This window comes from Marinospirillum sp. (assembly GCF_014859565.1).
In genome coordinates, this window is the sequence record NZ_JACUUA010000020.1 from 1 (window position 1) to 22,879 (window position 22,879).

General features: G+C 50.8%; 21 protein-coding genes and 1 pseudogene. 13 read left to right on the forward strand and 9 right to left on the reverse strand.

What is annotated here, in order from left to right:
• Nucleotides 1-137: 137 nt before the first annotated feature.
• Nucleotides 138-1,442, reverse strand: coding sequence for a M18 family aminopeptidase (locus IBX50_RS04795; RefSeq protein WP_292253877.1), 1,305 nt, complete (start codon nt 1,440-1,442; stop codon nt 138-140).
• 151 nt (nt 1,443-1,593) lie between these two features.
• On the opposite strand from IBX50_RS04795, the gene IBX50_RS04800 reads away from it, so the two are divergent.
• On the forward strand, nt 1,594-3,666 hold the full coding sequence (locus IBX50_RS04800; protein WP_292253880.1) for a carboxy terminal-processing peptidase: 2,073 nt from the start codon (nt 1,594-1,596) through the stop codon (nt 3,664-3,666).
• Between the two features lie 3 nt (nt 3,667-3,669).
• Here the strand turns inward: IBX50_RS04800 and IBX50_RS04805 are convergent, their stop codons facing one another.
• A complete protein-coding gene (locus tag IBX50_RS04805; protein WP_292253883.1) occupies nt 3,670-4,353 on the reverse strand; it encodes a thiopurine S-methyltransferase in 684 nt (227 codons plus the stop codon).
• Between the two features lie 230 nt (nt 4,354-4,583).
• Here IBX50_RS04805 and miaB point away from each other — a divergent pair, with 230 nt between their 5' ends.
• From miaB to IBX50_RS04835, 6 genes are all read left to right on the forward strand, one after another.
• On the forward strand, nt 4,584-5,957 hold the full coding sequence (gene miaB, locus IBX50_RS04810) for a tRNA (N6-isopentenyl adenosine(37)-C2)-methylthiotransferase MiaB (protein ID WP_292253885.1): 1,374 nt from the start codon (nt 4,584-4,586) through the stop codon (nt 5,955-5,957).
• A gap of 50 nt (nt 5,958-6,007) precedes the next feature.
• Nucleotides 6,008-7,006 (forward strand): PhoH family protein, encoded by a 999-nt coding sequence (locus IBX50_RS04815; protein WP_292253930.1) that lies wholly within the window; start codon nt 6,008-6,010, stop codon nt 7,004-7,006.
• Complete coding sequence (gene ybeY / locus IBX50_RS04820; protein ID WP_292253888.1) at nt 6,996-7,511, forward strand: rRNA maturation RNase YbeY; 516 nt, start codon at nt 6,996-6,998, stop codon at nt 7,509-7,511. Before IBX50_RS04815 ends, ybeY begins: the two co-directional genes overlap by 11 nt.
• A complete protein-coding gene (locus IBX50_RS04825) occupies nt 7,508-8,386 on the forward strand; it encodes a transporter associated domain-containing protein (RefSeq protein ID WP_292253891.1) in 879 nt (292 codons plus the stop codon). Before ybeY ends, IBX50_RS04825 begins: the two co-directional genes overlap by 4 nt.
• Before the next feature lie 4 nt (nt 8,387-8,390).
• Nucleotides 8,391-9,893: an apolipoprotein N-acyltransferase gene (lnt, locus tag IBX50_RS04830; RefSeq protein ID WP_292253893.1), complete on the forward strand. Its 1,503-nt coding sequence runs from the start codon at nt 8,391-8,393 to the stop codon at nt 9,891-9,893.
• Between the two features lie 377 nt (nt 9,894-10,270).
• Nucleotides 10,271-11,830, forward strand: coding sequence for a PAS domain-containing methyl-accepting chemotaxis protein (locus IBX50_RS04835; protein WP_292253895.1), 1,560 nt, complete (start codon nt 10,271-10,273; stop codon nt 11,828-11,830).
• Here IBX50_RS04835 and IBX50_RS04840 read toward each other — a convergent pair whose 3' ends face one another.
• Both IBX50_RS04840 and IBX50_RS04845 read right to left on the reverse strand, forming a co-directional pair.
• Nucleotides 11,831-12,349, reverse strand: coding sequence for a hypothetical protein (locus IBX50_RS04840; protein ID WP_292253896.1), 519 nt, complete (start codon nt 12,347-12,349; stop codon nt 11,831-11,833).
• Nucleotides 12,350-12,381: 32 nt separating this feature from the next.
• On the reverse strand, nt 12,382-14,094 hold the full coding sequence (locus IBX50_RS04845; protein WP_292253897.1) for a serine/threonine-protein kinase: 1,713 nt from the start codon (nt 14,092-14,094) through the stop codon (nt 12,382-12,384).
• Nucleotides 14,095-14,279: 185 nt separating this feature from the next.
• On the opposite strand from IBX50_RS04845, the gene ppa reads away from it, so the two are divergent.
• A complete protein-coding gene (gene ppa, locus IBX50_RS04850) occupies nt 14,280-14,804 on the forward strand; it encodes an inorganic diphosphatase (RefSeq protein WP_292253898.1) in 525 nt (174 codons plus the stop codon).
• A gap of 45 nt (nt 14,805-14,849) precedes the next feature.
• Here the strand turns inward: ppa and IBX50_RS04855 are convergent, their stop codons facing one another.
• Entirely contained in the window at nt 14,850-16,817 is a 1,968-nt protein-coding gene (locus IBX50_RS04855; protein ID WP_292253900.1) for an EAL domain-containing protein, read from the reverse strand.
• A gap of 87 nt (nt 16,818-16,904) precedes the next feature.
• Between IBX50_RS04855 and IBX50_RS20685 the strand changes: the two are divergent.
• Nucleotides 16,905-16,991: pseudogene (locus tag IBX50_RS20685) on the forward strand (DUF3135 domain-containing protein); the annotation flags it as partial.
• A gap of 13 nt (nt 16,992-17,004) precedes the next feature.
• Here the strand turns inward: IBX50_RS20685 and IBX50_RS04860 are convergent.
• Both IBX50_RS04860 and IBX50_RS04865 read right to left on the reverse strand, forming a co-directional pair.
• Nucleotides 17,005-17,895, reverse strand: a complete 891-nt coding sequence (locus IBX50_RS04860; RefSeq protein WP_292253902.1) for a LysR family transcriptional regulator — start codon at nt 17,893-17,895, stop codon at nt 17,005-17,007.
• A gap of 115 nt (nt 17,896-18,010) precedes the next feature.
• Nucleotides 18,011-19,417, reverse strand: coding sequence for a solute carrier family 23 protein (locus IBX50_RS04865; protein WP_292253904.1), 1,407 nt, complete (start codon nt 19,415-19,417; stop codon nt 18,011-18,013).
• A gap of 3 nt (nt 19,418-19,420) precedes the next feature.
• Between IBX50_RS04865 and IBX50_RS04870 the strand changes: the two genes are divergently transcribed.
• From IBX50_RS04870 to IBX50_RS04880, 3 genes are all read left to right on the forward strand, one after another.
• Nucleotides 19,421-19,687: a hypothetical protein gene (locus IBX50_RS04870; protein WP_292253906.1), complete on the forward strand. Its 267-nt coding sequence runs from the start codon at nt 19,421-19,423 to the stop codon at nt 19,685-19,687.
• Between the two features lie 182 nt (nt 19,688-19,869).
• Nucleotides 19,870-21,249 (forward strand): nucleotide 5'-monophosphate nucleosidase PpnN, encoded by a 1,380-nt coding sequence (ppnN, locus tag IBX50_RS04875; RefSeq protein ID WP_292253908.1) that lies wholly within the window; start codon nt 19,870-19,872, stop codon nt 21,247-21,249.
• Between the two features lie 141 nt (nt 21,250-21,390).
• Nucleotides 21,391-21,678, forward strand: a complete 288-nt coding sequence (locus IBX50_RS04880; protein ID WP_292253910.1) for a hypothetical protein — start codon at nt 21,391-21,393, stop codon at nt 21,676-21,678.
• On the opposite strand, the gene IBX50_RS04885 is transcribed toward IBX50_RS04880, so the two are convergent.
• The gene (locus IBX50_RS04885; RefSeq protein WP_292253912.1) at nt 21,662-22,126 is read right to left on the reverse strand and encodes a flavodoxin domain-containing protein; all 465 of its coding nucleotides are present in this window, start codon (nt 22,124-22,126) and stop codon (nt 21,662-21,664) included. The two genes, IBX50_RS04880 and IBX50_RS04885, sit on opposite strands and share 17 nt — an antisense overlap.
• A gap of 109 nt (nt 22,127-22,235) precedes the next feature.
• Between IBX50_RS04885 and IBX50_RS04890 the strand changes: the two genes are divergently transcribed.
• A complete protein-coding gene (locus IBX50_RS04890; protein ID WP_366930692.1) occupies nt 22,236-22,442 on the forward strand; it encodes a DUF2788 domain-containing protein in 207 nt (68 codons plus the stop codon).
• Nucleotides 22,443-22,480: 38 nt separating this feature from the next.
• Here IBX50_RS04890 and IBX50_RS04895 read toward each other — a convergent pair whose 3' ends face one another.
• Complete coding sequence (locus tag IBX50_RS04895; protein ID WP_292253913.1) at nt 22,481-22,795, reverse strand: hypothetical protein; 315 nt, start codon at nt 22,793-22,795, stop codon at nt 22,481-22,483.
• Nucleotides 22,796-22,879 lie beyond the last annotated feature (84 nt).

Below are 22,879 nucleotides of genomic sequence, written 5' to 3' on the forward strand. Positions count from 1 at the left end.
TCAGTCGGTAGAGCAGTTGACTGTTAATCAATTGGTCGCAGGTTCGAGTCCTGCTCGAGGAGCCAGAATTAAAGCCGGTTGTTTTGGCAACCAGCTTAAAAAATCCGGATCTGTTCACACAGATCCGGATTTTTTGTTTACAGATCGCTCTGGGTGATAAACGTCTGCAGTGCCCGATTTAAATACCAGGCATCCAGCGATCCAACAGTTTCCCGTATCGAGTGCATCGCCCACTGGGGTGCACCCACATCGACCACTCTGACACCCAGCCGGGTTGCTGCTATCGGGCCAATGGTGCTGCCACATCCCATATCTGAACGCACCACAAAACGCTGGCAAGGCACACCTGCGGCAGCACAGAAACCGGCAAACAAAGCACTGGTTTCGCTGCTGGTGGCATAACGCTGGTTGGCATTCACCTTGATTACCGGGCCGGCATTGATTTTTGGGCCGTGTTTTTCATCATGCTTGTCCGGGTAGTTGGGATGCACAGCATGCGCGTTGTCACAGGAGATCAACAAAGAGCGAGCCATCATGCGCTGGTATTGCTGTTCGTTACCACTCAGGCGGCGCAGCACACTCTCCAGAAACGGACCTTCAGCACCTATCGCAGAAGCACTGCCCACTTCTTCATGATCATTACAAACCAGCAGCGAAGTGGAGGCTTGTGGCTGATCGGTAGCCAGCAGCGCTTGTAAACCGATATAACAGGACAAAAGATTATCCAGTCGTGCCGAGCTGATAAATTCTTTTTCCAACCCCACCAGTGCCGGTGGCTGGGTATCATAAAAGCTCAGGTCATAATCAATCACCTCTGCAAGCAAATGGCCTTCGCGCTTTAGCCAGCTGGCCAGCAGTCGCCGGAAGACAAACTCACCAGCCCCTCCCTCAGTAGCAACACCCAATACAGGGGGAAGATGCAGCTGGGCGTTAATCTCCGAGTTTTTATTGGCTTCACGATTCAGATGAATTGCCAATGAAGGGATCACCGCAATGGGTTCCACCAGATCCAGCAGCGCTGATTGCAACAGTCCGTCTTCATTACGGAAATACACCTGACCGGCCAGCGACAAATCACGATCAAACCAAGTGTGTTGCAATACACCACCATAAACCTCCACACCCAGCTGCAAACAACCCTGACGCACCAGCTCCGCCTGGGGTTTCACTTTCAGACAGGGGCTATCGGTATGTGCACCCATCATACGAACACCCGCCTCCGCCAGAGATTCATGACCCAGCCGAAAAGCCACCAATGATCGATCACCACGGATCAGGTAATAACCCTGACCCGGCTGAAACGGCCATTCGTCCCCCTCCTGCAGCTGGACAAATCCGGCTTCTTGCAGATGTTGTGTCATGGTCAGCACTGCATGCGCCGGTGTTGGCGATGACTGCAGAAAACTCATCAAGCCTTGATTAAAAACATCTCGCTCTTGCATCAGTGATCACTCGCTTCTATTCATTGGTTTGTCCTGCAAGGCTGTCATCACGCAGCTGATGCGTTATGCTTAGCGCCATCCATTAAAACTTATTCTAATCTTTACACTCTATAGCTGATAGCCTCGAACCTCTTTTCAGGAGTAACACCGAATGCGCACGTCCCTTTTGCGTGGCTTGATGATCTGCTGGCTGACCTTGGGTTTACTCCCAGCTGCAGCTGCAACAGAATCCTCAACTCGCCTGTACACCCCCTTCGAAGAACTCCAGCCCACCGCTGAACACAGCCAGGTGATGCGGGAAGTCACACGACTGATGACACGCCAGCATTTTGCCGATGTCACCCTGAACAAAGAGCTGGAAGTTCGCGCTCTGGAAAACTTTCTGAAACAGTTGGATCCCAACAAGGCACTAATGACGGCCAGTGCAGCAGAAAAAATTCTGCAGCGCACCAGTGATATGGAAGCTGCATTAATAAAGGGTGATCTGGATTTTGCTTATGAAGTTTTTGTGCAGGTGACCAGCCTGAACAAAAACCGGCTGGAACAGAATCTTGAGCTGCTGAACAAAAGGCTGAGTAGCTTCCGGTTTGATCAGGATCAGCGCTTTGAAGCGGATCGTCGTGAGATCCCCTGGCCAGACACCCAGCAACAGCTGGATAACTACTGGCAGCAACGCCTGACGCATGAACTACTGAGCCTGATGGATGGTGACAAAACTACGGAAGAAGCCCGTGATCTGCTGGTACGCCGTTATGAAAACCAGTTGAACCGTCTGAAACAAACCAACAGTGATGATATTTTTCAGGGCTTTGTAAACGCCTTTACCACCAGCGTTGATCCTCACACCAACTATTTTTCTCCACGCCGCAGTGAGAGTTTTAACATCCAGATGAAACTGTCGCTGGATGGCATAGGTGCCATGCTGCAAAGTGAAAACGAATACACCAAGGTGGTTAGCCTGGTGCCTGGCGGCCCCGCAGACAAACAGGGGCAGCTAAAACCCAGTGATCACATTGTTGGTGTAGGCCAAGGCAAAAACAGCGAGATCGAAAACATCATCGGCTGGCGGCTGGATGAAGTCGTTGATCTGATCCGTGGCCCACGTGGCTCCATTGTTCGCCTGGAAGTGACCACTTCAGACAGCACCAACCGTCGTGTCATCGAAATTGAACGTAATGCGGTGCAACTGGAAGATCAGGCTGCCAGCAAACGTCTGATCGAAACCACCATTGATGGTGAAAAACGCCGTATTGGTGTGATTGAAATCCCAACCTTTTATCTGGATTTTGAAGGACAACGCACCCGCCAGAAAGATTTTCGCAGTACCACCCGTGATGTCGCTCGACTGATTGATGAGTTGAAAAAAGAAGGCATGGATGGCCTGGTGATTGATCTGCGCAATAATGGTGGTGGCGCCTTGCAGGAAGCTAACACGCTGGTTGGCCTGTTTATTCCACGTGGTCCCACTGTCCAGGTACGGGATGCAGAAGGCAACGTGAATATTCTGGGCGACAATGGCGGCAAAATTCACTACGACGGCCCGCTGGCTGTAGTGATCAATCGCCTGTCAGCTTCAGCATCAGAAATTTTTGCCGGTGCCATTCAAGATTATGGTCGTGGACTGGTGGTCGGCGAACAGTCTTTTGGTAAGGGCACCGTACAAACCATTCTGGATCTGAGTTACGGGCAATTAAAAATTACCCGCGCCAAGTTTTATCGTATTTCCGGTGACAGCACCCAGCATCGGGGTATTGTGCCGGATATTCTGTTCCCGCCCCTCTTTGATGCCCGCCGCATCGGAGAAAGTGCTTCACCCAATGCATTACCCTGGGATCAGGTCAAAGCAGTACTGCCCTCACGCAACTCTGTAGTGCAGCGTGCACTGGATCAGCTGCAAAGTCGGCATCAACAGCGCATCGGTAATGATCCGAACTTTCGTTTCCTGACTGAACAATCCGACTGGTTACGTCGCCATGAAGGCTCACCCAGCATCAGCCTGAATCTGCAACAGCGCAAGCTGGAGCAAGACAAGGAAGAAGCTGAGCAGCTGGCGATGGAAAACCGTCGTCGTCAGGGATTGGGACTGAAGCCACTCAACAAACTGGCCGACGACAAGGAAGAAGACGTTTCCAGCAAAGAACCCACCCCACTGGATCTTGCCATTCTGGAAGAAACCGGTCGAATTCTGGTGGACTTCTCTCAACTGGTTTCTCACACTCGCTGATCTTCAGTGAGGTTTGATTGTCTGTGACTCGCCTGCCTCCACCGGCAGGCGACCCGATGCTGCCGGTGCCTTGCGTTTCAGCAGATACACCGCCTCTCCCACACCATCACCGCGCATTTCCTGGTGGACTTGTTCAACCCTGAAATTACCACCAAACAGTTGATCCACTTCCTGCGCGTTAATGTTAAAAGGCGGTTGTAAACGCGGCTCTGGAGCTTCACGAGTTACCAGCAGTATTCGTGCGCCCGGTTTCAGGCAATGTGCCACAAACAAGGCGTAGTTCTGCCTTACCGCCGGAGGCAGTGCCACCAGTGCCGCACGGTCATACACAGCATCCACTGAACGCAGCATTTCTGACTTTAGGTGAAATACATCCCCAGCAACAAACAACAAACGCCCCTGCCAAGCCAGTTTCAGGCTGTTTTCTTCGGTGTAACGCACTGGTTCACTGTGGCTGCTCAAATAATCCTGCTGAGCTTTTTCTGACAAATCCACACCAATCACTTCATGACCTTCCGACAAGAGCCAATCCATATCCAGACTTTTACCGCACAAGGGCACAAACACCCGTGCCCCCTGTGCCAGTTTCAGACGACTCCAGAAACGCTGCAAATGCCGATTGACCTGTGGCTGATGAAAACCCAGATCATTCTGTCGCCAGACCTCTTCCCAATAACTTCTGTCCAAGTTGTCATCTCCCCGTAAAAAACATGACACACTGCTGCAACTATCCACATGATCTGTGGATAAACCTGGTAGCATCCTCAGAGTAACCCTTGCTACCCCTTACACAGCAACCAATATAACAAACTGACGCTTTTTTGTTCACTAGCCCTGATGGGCAAACCCTCTGTATAATTCGCAGCAGTTGCTATCACTCCATCCAAGCACACACGTTAAAGGTGTCTTTTTCTCCCATGCCTGAACTCAGCACTAAACCTGTCACCAAAAAACTGTTCATCAAAACCCACGGCTGCCAGATGAATGAATATGATTCATCCCGCATGGCCGACCTGCTGGGCGATTCTCATCAACTGGAACTGACTGATGATGAAACCCAGGCTGATGTGATTCTGCTGAACACCTGCTCGATCCGTGAAAAAGCGCAGGAAAAGGTGTTTCACCAACTGGGGCGCTGGAAACAGTTAAAAGAAAAAAATCCCGACCTGCTGATTGGCGTGGGTGGTTGTGTTGCCAGCCAGGAGGGTGACAAGTTACGCCAGCGTGCACCTTTTGTGGATTTGGTGTTCGGCCCCCAGACCTTGCACCGAGTTCCGGAAATGATTGATGCCACCCGCAGCAGCAAAATCCCGATGGTGGATGTTACCTTTCCGGAAATTGAGAAGTTTGACCATCTGCCCGCACCCCGAGTGGAAGGGGTGACGGCGTTTGTATCCATCATGGAAGGCTGCTCCAAATATTGCACCTTCTGCGTGGTGCCCTATACCCGTGGTGAAGAAGTCTCCCGACCCTTTGTTGATGTGATGAAAGAAATCCAGCAACTGGCTGATCAGGGTGTGCGCGAAGTTAATCTGCTAGGGCAGAATGTTAACGCCTATCGCGGATTGGATAGTGAAGGTGATGAAATTGATCTGGCCGAACTGATTGCCTGTGTTGCTGCAGTGGAGGGTATGGATCGTATTCGTTTCACCACCTCCCATCCGGTGGAATTCACCGACAGCCTGATTGAAGCCTACAAGCACATACCAGAGCTGGTCAGCCACCTGCATCTGCCAGTACAAACTGGTTCCGACCGTATTCTGGCCGCCATGAAACGCGGCCACACCCGCGAAGAATACATCCAGAAGATGGAGCGGATTCGTGCCAACCGCCCGGACATCAGTTTTTCATCCGACTTTATTATTGGTTTCCCCGGTGAAACGGAAGAAGACTTTGCACAGACCATGGACCTGATTGAACAAATCGGTTTTGATCTGTCGTTTTCGTTTGTTTACAGTGCCCGCCCCGGCACCCCAGCTGCAGACTTGCCGGATGACACCCCGGATGAAGTTAAAAAGCAGCGCCTCTACCGACTGCAGGATCGCATCAATCAGCAGATGATGCAGATCAGTCGCCGTATGGTAGGAACCAAACAACGTATTCTGGTCACCGGACTAGCTCCCAAAGATCCGGGAGATTTTTCCGGACGTACTGAAAACAACCGTGTGGTGAATGTCAGTAGTGACAATCCGACTGATTACATCGGGCAGTTTGTCGATGTTATTATCACCGAAGCCTATGCCAACTCCCTGCGTGGCCGCCTGGCAGATCAAGGAACTCAGTCACTTTGAACAGCAATCAGAACTCAACAACACCTGAAGAGCAACCCGCTGGGCAGCGGATGATCCAGCTATCACTGCAACCTCTCGACAGCCAGCGCCTGGCTAACTTGTGTGGCCTGCATAATGATCATCTGAAACTGATTGAACAGCGCCTGGGTGTCACCCTGCGCAATCGGGGGCATGAATTCCAGATCAGCGGTGAAGCCCGTCGCGCCAATGTCGCAGCAGCGATCCTTGAACAGCTTTACAAGGATACTGCCACTGAAGACCTGCAACCGGAGAGTGTACACCTGCATCTGCAAGAAGCCGGACTGGAAGCACTGCAAGAAGAAGGCGTGGCAGATACCAGCACACCGGTCACCCTGCGCACCCCAAAAATCACTGTTAAACCCCGTGGTCAAAATCAGCAGGGTTATGTACGCAGCATCCGCCAGCACGACATCAATTTTGGTATTGGCCCTGCCGGAACTGGCAAAACCTATCTGGCAGTGGCCTGTGCGGTGGAAGCCCTGATGAAAGACGAAATCCGCCGCATCCTGCTGGTACGCCCAGCGGTGGAAGCCGGTGAAAAACTGGGTTTTCTGCCAGGGGATCTGGCTCAAAAGATTGATCCTTACCTACGCCCCTTGTATGACGCCCTGTATGAAATGCTCGGTTTTGAGCAGGTTGGCAAGATGATTGAAAAAAATGTCATCGAAGTGGCTCCGCTGGCTTTTATGCGTGGCCGCACACTGAACAATGCCTTTGTTATTCTGGATGAAAGCCAGAACACCACCCGTGAGCAGATGAAAATGTTCCTGACCCGTATTGGTTTTGGCACCACCGCTGTGATCACTGGAGATGTCACTCAGATTGACCTGCCCCGTGGCACCCGCTCCGGACTGACCCATGTTATGTCCGTACTACAGGGTGTGCAGGGTATAGGCATTACCCGTTTTGAAAACCGTGATGTGGTTCGTCATCCACTGGTGCAGCGTATTGTTGAAGCCTATGACATTGCCGAATCTGCCGAAGAAATTGAGCAGCACAACAAACGGGCATCCAGTAATGAACGCTGAAACATCACCCCTGTGGGTTGATCTGCAGCTGGCAGTCAGTGATGAAACCCTCTGTCCAACGGAGGCTGAATTTGTGCGCTGGGCCAGTCTGGCTCTGCTACCCGATGCCCCGGCGGATGCAGAAGTCACCCTACGTATTGTTGATGATGAAGAAAGTCAGCAGCTCAACCGCGACTATCGCGGTAAAAACAAGCCGACCAATGTCCTGTCTTTTCCTTTTGAATCCCCCATTGATTTACCGCCGGAAGCTGAGTTAAGTTTACTGGGTGATCTGGTGATCTGCCTGCCACAGGTGCTGCGTGAAGCTGCTGAACAACAAAAACCTGCCCTGCATCACTGGGCGCATCTGGTGATTCATGGCATGTTGCATCTGCAAGGTTACGACCATGAGGATGAAGAAGAAGCACAATACATGGAAGCCAAAGAAGTGCAACTGCTGGCACAGCTGAACATTCCCGACCCCTACATCAGCAAAGACGAACAGGTTGATCAACAAACACCATGAATGAAGACCGATCGAGCCGGGGGCAACCCCCTAAAAACTGGTTTGACAAGCTGCTGGGCGCTTTTTCTGCTGAACCCCGCAACCGCCAGGAACTTCTCGACTTCCTCAAGGATGCCTCTGAGCGCAAGTTGATCGACTACGAAGCCCTGACGGTGATTGAAGGGGCTTTGCAGCTCACCGACATGCAGGTGGGTGATGTGATGATCCCCCGTTCCCACATGGTGGTGGTCAAGATCGACCAGCATCCGCGTGACTTTTTGCCCACCCTGATTGAGTCCGCTCACTCGCGTTTTCCGGTGATTGGTGAAACAGCCGATGAAGTGCTGGGTATTCTGTTAGCCAAGGATCTGTTGCCACTGATCATTGATCATCAGGCCATGGAAGACTTTGATATCCGCCAGGTGTTGCGTCAGGCTACTTTTGTTCCTGAGTACAAGCGGCTTTATTCCATGCTGCGAGAATTCCGGGAAACCCACAACCACATGGCCATTGTGGTGGATGAATACGGCGGCACGGCAGGTCTTGTCACCATTGAGGACGTACTGGAACAGATCGTCGGAGAAATTGAAGACGAACACGATGTTGAAGAAGAAGCCGACATCCGCCCGGTGGAAGCAGGCAACTATCTGGTGAAAGCCCTCACCCCCATTGAAGACTTTAACGAGTTTTTTGCCAGTGATTTCAGTGACGAAGAGTTTGACACGCTGGGCGGTATTCTGATGCAGAAGTTTGGGCATCTACCGCGTCGTGGTGAAAGTGTGGTGATTGCCGGTTTTGAGTTTACTGTCATCAATGCCGATAACCGCCGTATCCGCCTGCTGCAGGTTCGTCGTATGTCCAGCGAAGAGATTGCTGAACTACCGGAACAGGACTGACTTCTTGTCATCACTGATGAAAAAAACCTGGATCGGACACCTGCTGGCAATCTTTGCTGGTGGGCTGATTACCCTCTCCCTTGCACCCTTCAACATCTGGCCACTGAGCCTGCTGGCTCCGGTGGCTTTCTGGTGGTTATTACAAAACCTGAACACTCGCCAAACCCTGCTGCGCGGCTGGCTGTTTGGCCTGGGTGTATTCGGCTCCGGTGCTTCCTGGGTGTATGTGAGTATTCACGAACATGGCGGCACACCACCTCTGCTGGCTGGCATGATGACCTGGAGTTTTGTCGCCGGACTGGCATTATTCTTTGCCCTGCAGGCTTGGATATGGCAACGCTGGTTCAGTAAAACCTCGGTACTAATCAGCTGGCCGGCATTATGGATATTGATGGAAGCCCTGCGTTCCTGGTTGTTCACCGGTTTTCCCTGGTTGTTGTTAGGTACCGCTCACCTGACCAGCCCTTTCAGCGGTTGGGCACCAGTACTGGGGGTGTATGGGATTTCCGGTCTGAGTGTGCTGGCAGGTTTGCTGATTTTTTATACCCTGAAACCCAGTCAGCCGATTAAACACCGAGCTGGCAGCCTGATTTTTTTACTGGTGTTAATAGCGGCAGGATTGGCATTAAAACACCAGCAGTGGACACAACCTTTTGGTGAACCACTAACAATCGGACTGGTGCAGGGCAATATTCCTCAGGAACAAAAATGGAATCCTGCCCAGCGCCAGCAGATTATCCGGCAACATATCCAGCTCAGCCAACAGCTGGGCGAAGTGGATTTGCTGATCTGGCCGGAAACCGCACTACCACTGTTACCAGAGCAGGCCGCACCCTATTTGCAGCGAGCCCTGCAACAAGCCGGTGAACAAGCCGGTCTGATCACTGGTTTACCCTCCAGAGCGGAAGAAACTGGACGTTATCACAACAGCCTGATCACAGCAGGAACCGCCAGCGGTGAATACCACAAGGTCAAACTGGTGCCTTTTGGTGAATACGTGCCAATGGAAAGCCAGCTACGCGGCCTGATCGAGTTTCTGGATTTACCCATGTCCAGTTTTATTCCCGGAACCGTTCACCCGGCCAATCTGCAGGTGCGGGATACCCTTGTTGCTCCGTTGATTTGTTATGAAGTGGCCTATGCCGGGTTTTCTGCCCGCCAGGCACACCAGAGCCACTGGTTGTTAACAGTATCCAATGACAGCTGGTTTGGCACCTCCATCGGCCCTTTGCAACACTTTGAGATGGCACGTTTTCGTGCACTGGAAATGGCTCGCCCCATGGCTCGTGCCACCAACAATGGCATCACCGCACTGATTGATCATCAAGGGCAAGTGATCACCCGCCTGCCGCAGTTTGAAGCAGCAGCCCTTAGTGGCAGCCTGCAACCCCGCGAAGGTGCCACACCGTTTATGCAGACCGGCCCACTGCCCTTGTGGCTCTTGTGTATGTTGTTACTGGAATGGCAGCGATATCAATTACGGCGGCAGTTACGCAATTGCCAATAAACCCATCAACCAACATTCAATCGTTCGATTTTTTTTGTATTTTTGTATTCTAAATTGTTAACTTGACCTCTTGTTTATATTCTTCCTGCCTTTGATTCTTATTGAATGCATTTTATTCAAATCAAACACTTAGCTGAACCCGCCACCAATCTCACCAGGTTTTTTATAACATAATTTTAACATATGGTTTCTAATGCCATGACCTGCATCAAAAATGCTATTGACTTTAAGCTGTTGAAAATCATAATGCCTGCACTTTTTGGTCAGCTTTTGTAACCAGCCACGGACTTTCTATGCTCACGACACCGGTATGAATTGTTCAACGACTCATTAAACAACCTGTTGTCATTCAAGGAAAAGGAGGCAGGAGTCCGCAAATGAAAATCAATCTCCCCGTCACGCAGCAGCAAAAAAAATACGAAGCAGGTGTTCGTCTGATCTCCACCACCGATCTGAGAGGCATCATCACCTTTGCCAATGAGGATTTTTGCAAAGTCAGTGGTTATTCGCTGGAGGAGCTGGTCGGCAAAAACCATAATATGATTCGCCACCCGGACATGCCTGAGCCTGCTTTTGCTGATTTATGGCAAACATTAAAAGCCGGGCAATCCTGGATTGGCGTGGTTAAAAACCGCTGTAAAAATGGTGATTTTTACTGGGTGGATGCTTATATTTCACCTATCTACCAAGGTGATCAGATAGTCGGTTACCAATCCGTACGCACCAAGCCCTCCAGCCGCAGGGTGGCTGATGCGGAGCGGTTATATCAGCGTATCAAAGCCGGTAAAAGTCTAGCAGTGACACCCCGGCCATTATTGCAGATACAGCTGGCCGCTATTTTATTCCTGTCCTCATTATTCACCGGGCTGGGTATGACTTTTTACCCACAACTCACGTATCTCTGGCTGATGTTATTTCCATTGCTGGCCGTTGCCGCAGGCTGGTTGACTCTGGCACCCCTGCGTCGCCTGCAACAAATGGGACACGAAATCATCAACAACCCCATTGCCCAGAAAATATTCACTCGTCGCCGCGATGAAACCGGCGCTGTCCTGTTGGCACTTTATACTTATCGTGCCCGAATCCGTACCATTCTGGGTCGGATGGACGATACGTTAAATGCACTCAAGGGTGTAACCAGTCAATTGGATCATCAGGTGCAGGCCAACAATCAAGCGCTCAATCAGCAGGAACAGGATCTGGAGTTAATCGCCACCGCCATACATGAAATGTCGACCAGCATCCGTGAGATAGACTCCAGCATCACCGCCAACAGTGAACACATTGAAAGTTCAGAACAGGTGTGTTGCTCCGGGCGCGAAAACATCGAAGCCAGCGCCAGCAAAATCAAGCAGGTATGCAGTGAACTGAATGACACTTCTGCCGAGGTGGATAAACTCAGCCTTGCCAGCAACAAGGTGGATGCTGTGATGGACCAGATTGCCGGTATCTCGGAACAGACCAATCTACTGGCATTAAATGCAGCGATTGAAGCAGCACGTGCCGGTGAAGCCGGTCGTGGTTTTGCTGTGGTGGCTGATGAGGTCAGGCAACTGGCTGGTCGCGCCCAGTCGTCCACCGAGGATATCCGCAAAACGCTGGAACAGATCCGCCAGATAGTTAAAACGGTGGTCTGTAGAATGCAAACCAGTGAAAACACTGTTGAGGAAAGCAGATCACAGATACTGGAATCCATCAGCAGCTTCCAGAAAATCGAAAGCACCTTCTCTGACATTGCTGAGCGGGAAATCCAGGTAGCCTCTGCTGTCAGTCAACAGCGCAGTGTGGCAGAAGAAATTGATCAGCGTATTTTATCCATTAGTCAGCAGGCAGCAACCACGCTGGCGGGCGCAGAAAACACGGTAGTGGCTCTGGAAGAACTCAAGAACCAGAGCCGCCAGCTGGAATCCACCATTCGCGCTTTTGCTTACGTCTGATTAATCCGTTTTACGAACAAACACCCGGCCATCACAACGGTGGCAGGGTTCCAGCCGATGAGTGAACGCCACTTCCAGCGTTTTACCACAGGAAGAACAGGCAAACACACCGGCCATTGCCAGCTCTCCGGTATGATAGAGGGTTGGATCTTCACGGCTGTCGAGATCTTCCTGCAAGGTACGCGCATCCAGCAGCGAGGGATCAGCCACCTGACGCAACAGGTGCAAAAACTGTTCACTCAGCAGGCTGGTCTGACGGGATAACCAGTCACCTACACCCTGTCCGGTATCCGCCAGATAAGCACGCAGGTCTTTTAAATCCCGCTTTAACCACTGAGTCAGCAGGTCGGCTTCTTCCCGAGTGATGCGCTCCAGTTCATGCTCAGTCTCCACCAGGCGCTCAATTTCCTGATCCAGATCCAACTGCTGACTGGTTTTTTCCAGATCCAGCTTGGCCTCATACAGCCGCTCCACCAGTTGGTCGTACATTTGCACCAGACGTTCGGCTTGATCAGACATGATCTTTCTCCTGCGGGATTAACGGGTTACCTTCAGTAAAACAGACTCAGCAGTAAAAGCAAGAGTAGCAGTCCTGCCAACCCCTTCCAAAAATTCAAAGGGTTACTCTCAGAAGCTTCTACTCGCATCTCTGCAGAACCAGGTTTTTTCAGATCATAAATAAACTCTGACAGGCGGCGGTAACGCAGCTCAGAATTGGGTTGTAATGCCTTACGCAGCGGAGCATCCATCCACACCGGAATACTGGGTTCCAGCTGAAATATCGGCACATATTCAAGGCGCGAAAAGTCCACCTTGGAGCTCATGCTTTCCAGTTGTCCGGCATAGGGTTTATGACCACACAACAACTCAAAGGCAATAGCCGCAATGGAGAATTGATCCGCCCGCTCACCCGGCTCTTTACCCAGCCGGTATTCCGGTGCGGTATAAGGGGTTAAGCCCACCCGACGCGCCAAGGTCAGCAAGAGCGGTAAATCCGTCATGCCTGCCACACCGCAGGCAGCAAAATCCATCAGCTTAACCACCCCGTGACTATCCACCATGATGTTCTGTGGGGTCAGGTTCTGGTGCAGAATTTCACGCCGATGCAGGGCTCGTACCGCCTTGGTCAGTTGTTCAATCAGATCAACACGTAACTTGATGTCTGCATCCGGGTTTTGCTCGATCCACTGCTGCAGAGTACGGCCTTCAATATATTCCATCAGGTAATAGAGTTGTTTACGCGGGCGTGAAAGATCTACAACCCGCGCCACATAAGGTGAACTGACCCGCTCAACCACCCATTGTTGCATGATAAAGTGAGCAATAAATTCTTTTTTGCAGGCGATCTGTGGTGAGGGTGCCTTGAGTACCAGATAGCGATCATTCTGGGTATCAAATACCTTATAGATGCGGCTGGTAGCACTGCGTGACAGCACCCGCTCTACCCGATAACCATCCACCACATCACCTTCCTGCAACTCATTCGGCACCGGCAAGCTGGAATAGGCATCGCCCAGTCCTTGGCCCACATCCTGAGGCACTTGATCCACCCGCAACAACTGAAAGCAAAAGTTATAACTGGAATAACCCCGCTTGCTGGCTTTTTCCATGGCTTTTTTCAGGATTTCATCACAAGCCTGGTTCAGGTCTTCAGAGTACTGGCTGATCAGCTGTACAAAATCAGAAGGCATCAAGGTGCCCTTGACCGCCTGGGTGGTGAACAAAAACAGATCACCCTGTCTGACATTAAAGTTGAGGTAGTCGATATCCAGACTGGGATCCATACCCATGGCGCGGGAGGGATAACGATACCCCCCCAGATAGGTGGTGTGTTCCCGGTTTAACAGCTGAAACTCTGCTCCGCGCAGGCGATACACCAGAGTATCCCCCATATGGAACAGCTGCGCCTGGTTGCCTCGCAGTAACAATGCACTCATGGAGCTGATATAACTGCCATTGGTCACGGTACGACTCTGGGCAAACAACCAGCTGTTCAACGCTGATAACACCCGATTAGCTGAGGTTTTGGTATCCCAGTTATCCGGTGTGGCGTAATAATCCGCAATAAAACCCTTCACACAGGTTTCACCCGCTTGTTTTGCCAGCGCATTGCGCCAGGTCGAGTCAGCAATCAGCCCAGCTGCACCCTTGGTCGCCAGCTGAGAGTCCTTCGGGTAGGATACCGCCATGGAAGAACGCGCACTGCGTCGATCCTGTGCCAGGTAAGACTGCCCGTAACTGATCCTCAATTCACCCAACTGCATGTGTTCGCGCCTTACTACGGATTAATGCAACATAATAACCCGAGTATCCCCCGTGTCGCTGCTGCTTCCAAGTTAAATCCTGTTATCCCTTGGTCTGAAAGACTTGTAACGGGTTGGAGTTATGCTGACTGGGAACGTATAATTCTCTCGCAAAAATTTATTCACTCTGAAAGGGTCTAAAGCTGATGAGCTACAACAAGATTTCTGCTGGCCAGTCTCTTCCTGATGACATCAATGTTGTGATTGAGATTCCTGCCAATCACTCGCCTGTCAAATACGAAATCGACAAGGACATGGATGCACTGGTGGTTGACCGCTTTATGGCAACACCGATGTTTTATCCTGCCAACTATGGTTACATTCCCCAGACACTGGGTGAAGATGGCGACCCCCTGGATGTGCTGGTTATTACCCCTCACCCGGTACAGCCAGGCAGTGTTATTCGTTGCCGTGCAGTGGGTGTACTGAACATGACTGATGAGTCTGGTTCTGATGCCAAGCTGATTGCTGTACCCCACAAAAAACTGACCACCATTTACAACGATGTTCAGGATATTGATGATGTTCCTGAACTGCTGCGCAAGCAGATTGCCCACTTCTTCGAGAACTACAAGGATCTGGAAGAAGGCAAGTGGGTTAAGGTTGAGAACTGGGGTAATGCTGAAGATGCCAAAGCAGCCATTGTAAAAGCTGAAGCTGCTTACAACTGATTCTGCTCTATCCTGCTTTGCAGGGCTCTAAAAACCTCTGCCGGGTTATACTGGCAGAGGTTTTTTATTGGTCAGCCACTGGATCAGCTCATCAGCAGGCAAGGGACGGCTGAACAGGTAACCCTGCCCCGTATGACAGCCGTGAGCTTTGAGTAATGCCTGTTGCTCCACTGTTTCAACCCCCTCTGCCAGCACTTCAAGACGCATACTACGCCCCATGGCAATCACCGCCGCCACAATTTCACAACCGATCACATCGGCTGGTAAATCCTGTACAAAACTCTGATCCACCTTGAGTTTGTCGATGGGAAAACGCTTTAAATACGCCAGTGATGAATAACCGGTACCAAAGTCATCAATCGCCAGCCTCACACCTAGCGCCTTGAGTTCATCCAGGGTATCTTCAGCATGCACTCCCTGTCCCATCAAGGCCGACTCTGTAATTTCCAGCTCCAGACACTCTGCAGGAAAGTGTAATAAAGAAAGCTGTGCAGCAATGGTTTGTGCCAGGTCTGGCTGCATAAACTGGCGAGGTGATAAATTCACAGCCAGGGTAGTGATCCCCAGACCGGCCTTACGCCATTGCAGAAAGTCCTGCATCGCCTGATGCAATACCCATTCCCCCAACGGGTGAATCAAGCCACTCTGCTCAGCATGAGGTATAAAATCCAGCGGTGGCACCAGCTTGCCATCCGGCATTTGCCAACGCACCAGCGCTTCCACAGCCGTGCATTGTTCAGTTTTCAGATTGATCAATGGCTGGTAATACACCACCAACTGCTGATCGGACAAAGCCAGACGCAAGCTGGAGTCCATACTGAGATATTGCTGGGCTTTTTCCGTCAGATCAGCGGTATAACTACGACAGGTGTTACGTCCGGCATCTTTGGCCTGATACAAGGCTGCATCAGCATTACGCAGCAATTCATCCACACTGGCAGCATCATCTGGATAGATGCTGGCACCGAGACTGACCGTCAGCCAGATCTGCTGATCGTCTTCCAGTTCAAAGGGTTCTTTCATCAGTTGTAACACCTGATCAGCACGCTGTTCTAACTGCTGTCCGGATAACATGCCTTCCTGTACCAGTAAAAACTCATCACCACCCAAGCGCGCCAGCAGGCATTCCCCACCAAAGGCATTATTCAGACGTTTGGCTGCTGCTATCAGCAACTGGTCACCAGCCTGATGCCCGAGGCTGTCATTAAGTGTTTTAAAGCCATCCAGATCCGCCAGCAACACTCCCACTCGACTGTTCCAGCGCTGAGCACGAATCAAGGCGTTTTCCAGCTGCAAAGTGATCAGGTTACGATTAGGCAGGTCGGTTAAGGTGTCATAGTGCACCAATCGTTCCATTCGCGACTGACTTTCTTCCTGCTGGCTAATATCGGTCAGCACCAGCAGATAACGGTGTTTCCCAGCTGTATGCTCAGCCTCCGAATCCTGCTCCAAACAGTTGATGATCACCCAGAGATGACATAAGCCACCATCATTTGTGTTCTGGGTCATTCGACCCTGCCAGCGCTTTTTTTTCAGCAACTGCCGCCAAATCTCCCGATAAAACTGTGGAGTCTGGGTAGAGTTGACCAACAGTGATGGCCTTCGCCCCAGCATTCTTGTTTCAGAAAAACCAAAAATCTGTTGCATTGCCGGATTGGCCAGCTCAATTTCCCGTCGGGCATTCAACAGCAAAACCCCTTCACCCGAAACTTCGAATAACACGGCTGCCTGCTTGAGTTTTTGGCGACTCTGCTCTAGATGATCAATCAGTCGGCTCTGCACATTCAACGCTTGATACACCAGCCAACCAATCAATGCACTGGACAAGGCTACAAAGATCAGCCCTTTTTCTGTCTGCAACAAAGTCAGGGTGCTGGCTTCCAGCCCAAGCGAATCAATAAAGCGATCACTGAAGATAATCCACAGGCTGCTCACCAAAGCATAAATCCCAGCAACCTTCAGTACTTGGCGGATTTTTGCCCAACGTCCATGGTGTATTGCTTTTGTTAACATGCATCCATCCGTTTGACTGATCAATTTTGGTCTATATTAAGTATAGATGCCTTGCTGATCCACGGGGCAGAAATTGAGGGTGAAATCATGCACCAGACCAGCCTGCCATGTTTTGATGACTTAATGCAACTCGCCCGTCAGCATCCTGAGCAACTGGAAACACTGCGTGAACAGTTGACAGCAATTTTTAACGAGGCTCAGTCCCCTGCCGCCATGCCAGATACTCATCCAAGAGTAACAGGTAACGTTCCGGCAGGGTTTGTTGTTTATGGTGAACCCGATAAATTGTCCAGCAGGCTTCCTGCTCCAGCCGCCATTCACGAGTTTGCTGTTGCCAGGTGGAAGCCTCCCAGACACTGCGCGGCACCACACTGAAACCCAGACCACGAGCCACAGCATCCAGCACCAGATGCACCCGATTAACATAACTGCGTTGTGCCAATTGACGTGTGCCCCGGTATTCATCCGGAAAGTTAGCTTTTAACAATTTACTGGCCTGTTCCTGCCCCTGCTGGTGATCAATAAAACCCAGACCCATTAACTCCTGCAGGCTGCCGCCTTGAAAGTCAGCAGGCACCACAACAATCAAGGGCTCCTGAATATACTTCACATACTCCAGCTCAGGATGACGCTGAACTTCACTGACCAGCGCCAGATCAATTTTACGCGCCAGCAGATCCTGAATGGCTTCCGCATTGTCCGCAAAACGCAGGTGTAAACGCAGGCGCGGATGGTTTTTCAGAAAACCCAGTGTAAAGGGATAAAACAACACACCCAGCACTTCAATACTGGCCATACGACACTCACCACCTTCCAGCAGATCCTGCTCCAGCGCATGACGGAACTGTTCGTGATCAGCAAACAGGCGCAGGGCATAGTCGTACACCTGTCGTCCAGCCTCGGTCAAATCAAAACGCTTACCCTTGCGTGCCAGCAGCTCCAAACCAAAATACACCTCCAGCTTGCGTACATGCTGACTGACACCCGGCTGGGTCATTTCCAGCTTGAGTGCGGTGCGGGTGAAACTTCCGGTTTCCACCAAAGTGATAAACGTTTTGAAATACAAGGCATTGAACATTAATGCAGGTTTCCCGTAACCCTGTTATAAAAAAACCCCCGGCTGATCAGCCGAGGGTCAATTAGTGTAGTGGATTCACTGGCAGAAAACAGCCAGCACAGCTGACTGTTTAAGGTCAGTTTTTGCTCGGCTCTTCTTCAACTTCAACCGGCATATTGTCTTCAACGTGAATCGGCTCCTCCGAGTCATCGGCGGCCTTTTTATTGCGGCCACGGAACTCGATCATGAAGTAGAGTACCAGTCCGGCACCCAATCCCCAGGCAGCGCCGTGAGTCGCCAGTACCACACCCATAATGCCAGCCACACCCATGGAGGTGGCATTGTCAATCTGCTCCACCGCCACGGCAATACACAGGTAACCGGTAATCAGCAGAGTAATCGACAGGGCAATCGGCAGCACCGGACGGAACAGAGTGACCAGCGGCAGCAGAAAGAGTGCAATAAAACCCACAATCCAGAAAATGCTGGCACCGGAATAAATGGTATCCATAGCCTTACGACCATAACGATAACGCTCAGCAATGGTCGCCATGGCACCCGTGAACAGCGGGCCAGCCAGACCAGGGTAGGGCGCAAAGAAGGAGTGAATCACATTACGGACACCTGTCACCAGGTGCACACGATCCACGTTCACTTCAATTTTTTCATCCGGGCGCAGGTGATCCACACGCTTGATCAGACTCTGACCCACAATGATGTCACCAAAAGCAATGATGTAAGCAATGATGGCGGTGGGAATCGCCAGCACCAACAAATCCAGACCAGGAAAACCAACCGTGAATGGCAGGTAGGCCCAGATCTGACCCATGGCAGGTACGTTAAAACCCCACTGCACATCAGGCAGCGGGTATTCAGCCACACCCCAGCCAATAAACATGGTCAGCAGCATACCCGGCACCATGCCGTAACTGGCAACCAATTTGGCCCAGCGATGTTTTTCTGTCCAGTCACGGAAGGACAGAGAAAACAGCACATAAGCCGTGACCAAACCACCAATGGTCAAGGAGATAGGCGTATTGTAAAGACGGCCACCGGTACTGATTTCACCACTGATGGCAGCAATACCGGCACCCAGCAGGATACCTGCCTTGATCGAGTTAGGAATATTGTTGACCAGTTTACTACCCAGACGGGTCACGGCCATAAACAGAAAAATAAAGGCTACCACCAACTGTAAAGCGACCAGCGCACGAATGGCATCAGGACCGGGTTCATAGTCACTGAGATAAAGCAGCACCACTGGAATCGCCGGGGTAATCCAGCCAGGAACAAAGGGCACACCCAGCAGGGTAGGCAGCATAAAACCGATACCACAGACCACTACATAGGCCAATGCCACTTCATAAGGCAAACCCAGGTATTGTTCCAGTAGTGGGATCATGCCCATGGCAATAACAAACATCACCAGAGCCTGAATGGTTTCCGGAATTTCCCAGCGGTAATGGATAAACGGCAAGCGGATTTTAAAAGGGCCAGCAGGCCAGTAGGGATGTTCTTCCCCGTGTTTACGTTTTAGGAGCACGTCATGAGTTCCTTGTATGGATTGTCTTTGTGTACCTGTGGCCGGAAAAACCGGCTTTCAGCCACCATAGGGAACCGACGTCACTTTTCTGTTTTTGTAGGTGTGATCGTTCAGCAGGTGCTTTGTACCCTGCCTGTGAATTTTCGCCAATTCGACCTTGGCACTAGCAAGCGCTCGCTACAAAAACCTCTGCAAGCAAAATATTTTATTATTTTTTACCCGTATTACAGCTTAAAAATCTGCTATAAGCTGTTAAAACTCACGATTTAACTGCTGCATCGAAACATGTGCCGGAAATGAATTTTATGCTAAAAAAACCATCCAAACGCTATTGCGGCACATAAAGCAGTTATAAATACGCAGGGTTGCAAAAAGAGCAGCCACAAGTCCAGCCGGATGTTTTATCATGGCATCCTATTTTTTTATTCGCTGTTGCAGGAGCCTGTTTTCAGATGCAAGTAAAATCTACCGCCGGAGTTAATGCACTGGTTTCACCCGAGGGCAGCCTTGAGGTTTTATCACAGCACGAGGTAAACCGGCTGAAAGATACATCCAGCAACGGCCATCATGAAATTCTGCGGCGTTGTGCCTTGGCAGTCTTGTCCTGCGGCAGTCCGCTGGATGACGGTATGGCTCTGCTGGAGCAGCACCCGGACTTTGACATCGAAGTACTACAACAGGATCGTGGTATTCGTCTGCAACTGACCCAGGCACCGGCAGATGCGTTTGTGGATGGTGAAATGATCAGGGGTATCCGTGAACACCTGTTTGCGGTGTTGCGTGATCTGGTCTATGTCAGCAACGAAATTGAACTCAATCCACGCCATGACTTGAACAACAGTGCCGGTATCACCGACGCAGTGTTTCATATTCTGCGTAATGCACGGGTGCTGCGCACCAACCTGCAACCCAACCTGATTGTTTGCTGGGGCGGACATTCCATTTCCCGCGATGAATATGAATACACCAAGGATGTGGGGTATCACCTGGGATTACGCGGTCTGGATATCTGTACTGGCTGCGGCCCCGGAGCCATGAAAGGGCCAATGAAAGGTGCCAACGTGGCACACGCTAAACAACGCACAGCCTTACGGCGCTATATTGGTATTTCTGAGCCAGGTATTATTGCCGCCGAAGCACCTAATCCCATTGTCAACGAACTGGTGATCATGCCGGACATCGAAAAACGTCTGGAGGCTTTTGTTCGTTTGGGTCACGGCATTATTGTGTTTCCCGGTGGTGTGGGTACTGCCGAAGAAATTCTCTATCTGCTGGGTATACTCAGTAGCAGCGATAATCAACAGCAGCCTTTTCCGGTGATTTTTACTGGCCCGGAAAGTGCCCGATCCTATTTTGAGCAGATCGACCACTTTATTGCCACCACCCTGGGTGAGTCGATGCGCAGCCGTTATCACATCCTGATCAATGACCCTGCCGGTGTGGCGCGTGCCATGAAAAGCGGCATGGAAGAAGTCACCGCCCACCGACGCCAGCACAGTGATGCCTTTTATTTTAACTGGCGGCTGAGTATTGACCCGTTATTCCAGCAACCTTTCCATCCGACCCATCAGGCCATGTCGGAACTGCAACTGCATCGTAATCAACCGACGCATCTGCTGGCAGCCAATCTGCGCCGCGCTTTTTCAGGCATTGTGGCGGGTAACGTCAAGGAATCGGGGATTCGTGCCATAGAACAGCAGGGTGCTTTTAAACTGCATGGTGAGCCGGAATTAATGGCTTTGCTGGATAAACTATTGCGTGCCTTTGTTGATCAGGGGCGCATGAAGCTGGCAGGAAAGACTTACAATCCCTGTTATCAGGTAGTAACCTGAATCAGCTACGAATCATTGACACAAAACCCACGAGCACTTGCAGCACTTCCGTTCCGTTATCGGTAAACTTGCCGAAAACTGATCGGCAGTCGGGAAATCAGGGGATGATCCCTGTCAGGCTTTATATCGGAGATGGTGAACATGGTTGATATGGCAAAGCTGAAGGAGGAGGCCCTCCAACGGAAACGCCAGCACGAAGAGAAAGAGCTCAAGAAACAACTGAATAAAGGCAAAAAGCCCAGGAGTTCTTCAGCATCCTCTTCCCGCAGCAACAGAGGGAGCGTAGCCCGCAATCCCTCCGCACAAAGAGCATTGGCAAAACAGCCGCCTCAGAAGCGCAAACGTTCTGTCAGTCGCTGGATATTGGACATCCTACTGTTTTTGGGTGCACTGCTGATTATGCTAATGATGATCAACCCTTTTGGCTGAAGTCCTGCAAAGCACTCAGCCACTCATCCATCCAGTTGCCAACCCCATCACTGGGCTGAAAAAATTCCAGGGCATCAATTTTTAACATCGGTTGCAGGCTGACTGCACCGAGATCAACCAGCAGGTCTTCAAAAAGCTGACCGGCAGCACAAAAGGTTTCACCATACGAAGAATCCCCCAGCGCGACCACACCACAAGGGCGACCCACCAATGAAACGGGTTGCTGCTGCAATTGCTGATACAGTGGCTGCAGGTTTTCCGGCAACTCACCACTGCCGGTTGTGGACGTCACCACCAACAGTGCAGATTGACCATCCAGTGCCTGCAGATTCGGCATTTCATTAAGCCTTATACTCATGCCTGCTCTTTCTGCAATATCACCCAGCAGCTCTGCAACATCAACAGCACCACCATACACACTACCAACCAGCAATTGGATATCTGCCATTCCTGTCTCCTGGACTCGATTGTTAAACTTTTACTGCAATAAGCGTGGCTTATTATCTTCTGGGCCATAAACCTAGTAATTTAATCGGATATATTACCACAGGGGAAAAATGATGCATTATACCGAATTGGAAGCGATTGCTCTCCCGCTGTTAATTGGCGGCCTGATCCTGTTTATGGGTTTCATTGTCTGGGATCTGGCAAAAAAATCCAATGCCGGACGTTTTGGAACCAGTGTGTTATTTTTTGCGCTGGGGCTAGGTGTTGCAGGTTTTATGATTAAAACCCTGGTCGTGGCTGTCATTCAAAGTAATTAAAGAAAAATATACCGGACTCCGAGGAATCCGGCATCACATTACATGATTTCGTTCAGACGCTCACGCCAGTTTCGTGTCAACTTCTGACGCTTGTGGGCATGCTCCAGCATGCTCTTGTTCAACTCGCAGAACAGGTCTGCACAATCCTGACCCATCTTCATGGGATTTTTATCATCTGCTGAATGAATACAGGATTGACTCAGCTTGAACCAGGTATCCCAATACTGGCGCACGGCTTCCATTTCTGTTTCCATTACGGCCTCCATTGCTGCAAGCCACTGACGCTGAAATTCAACCATGGGCATTTGCTGCTTTTCCATCTGTTCGCGAAACATATCAATTACACTTTGCATTATTCTCACCTCCAAATATTTATCCTTGCACGCATCTTAATCATGGCGCTTTAGTGGAAAGTTTTCCACTGTTATTCCTGTGCT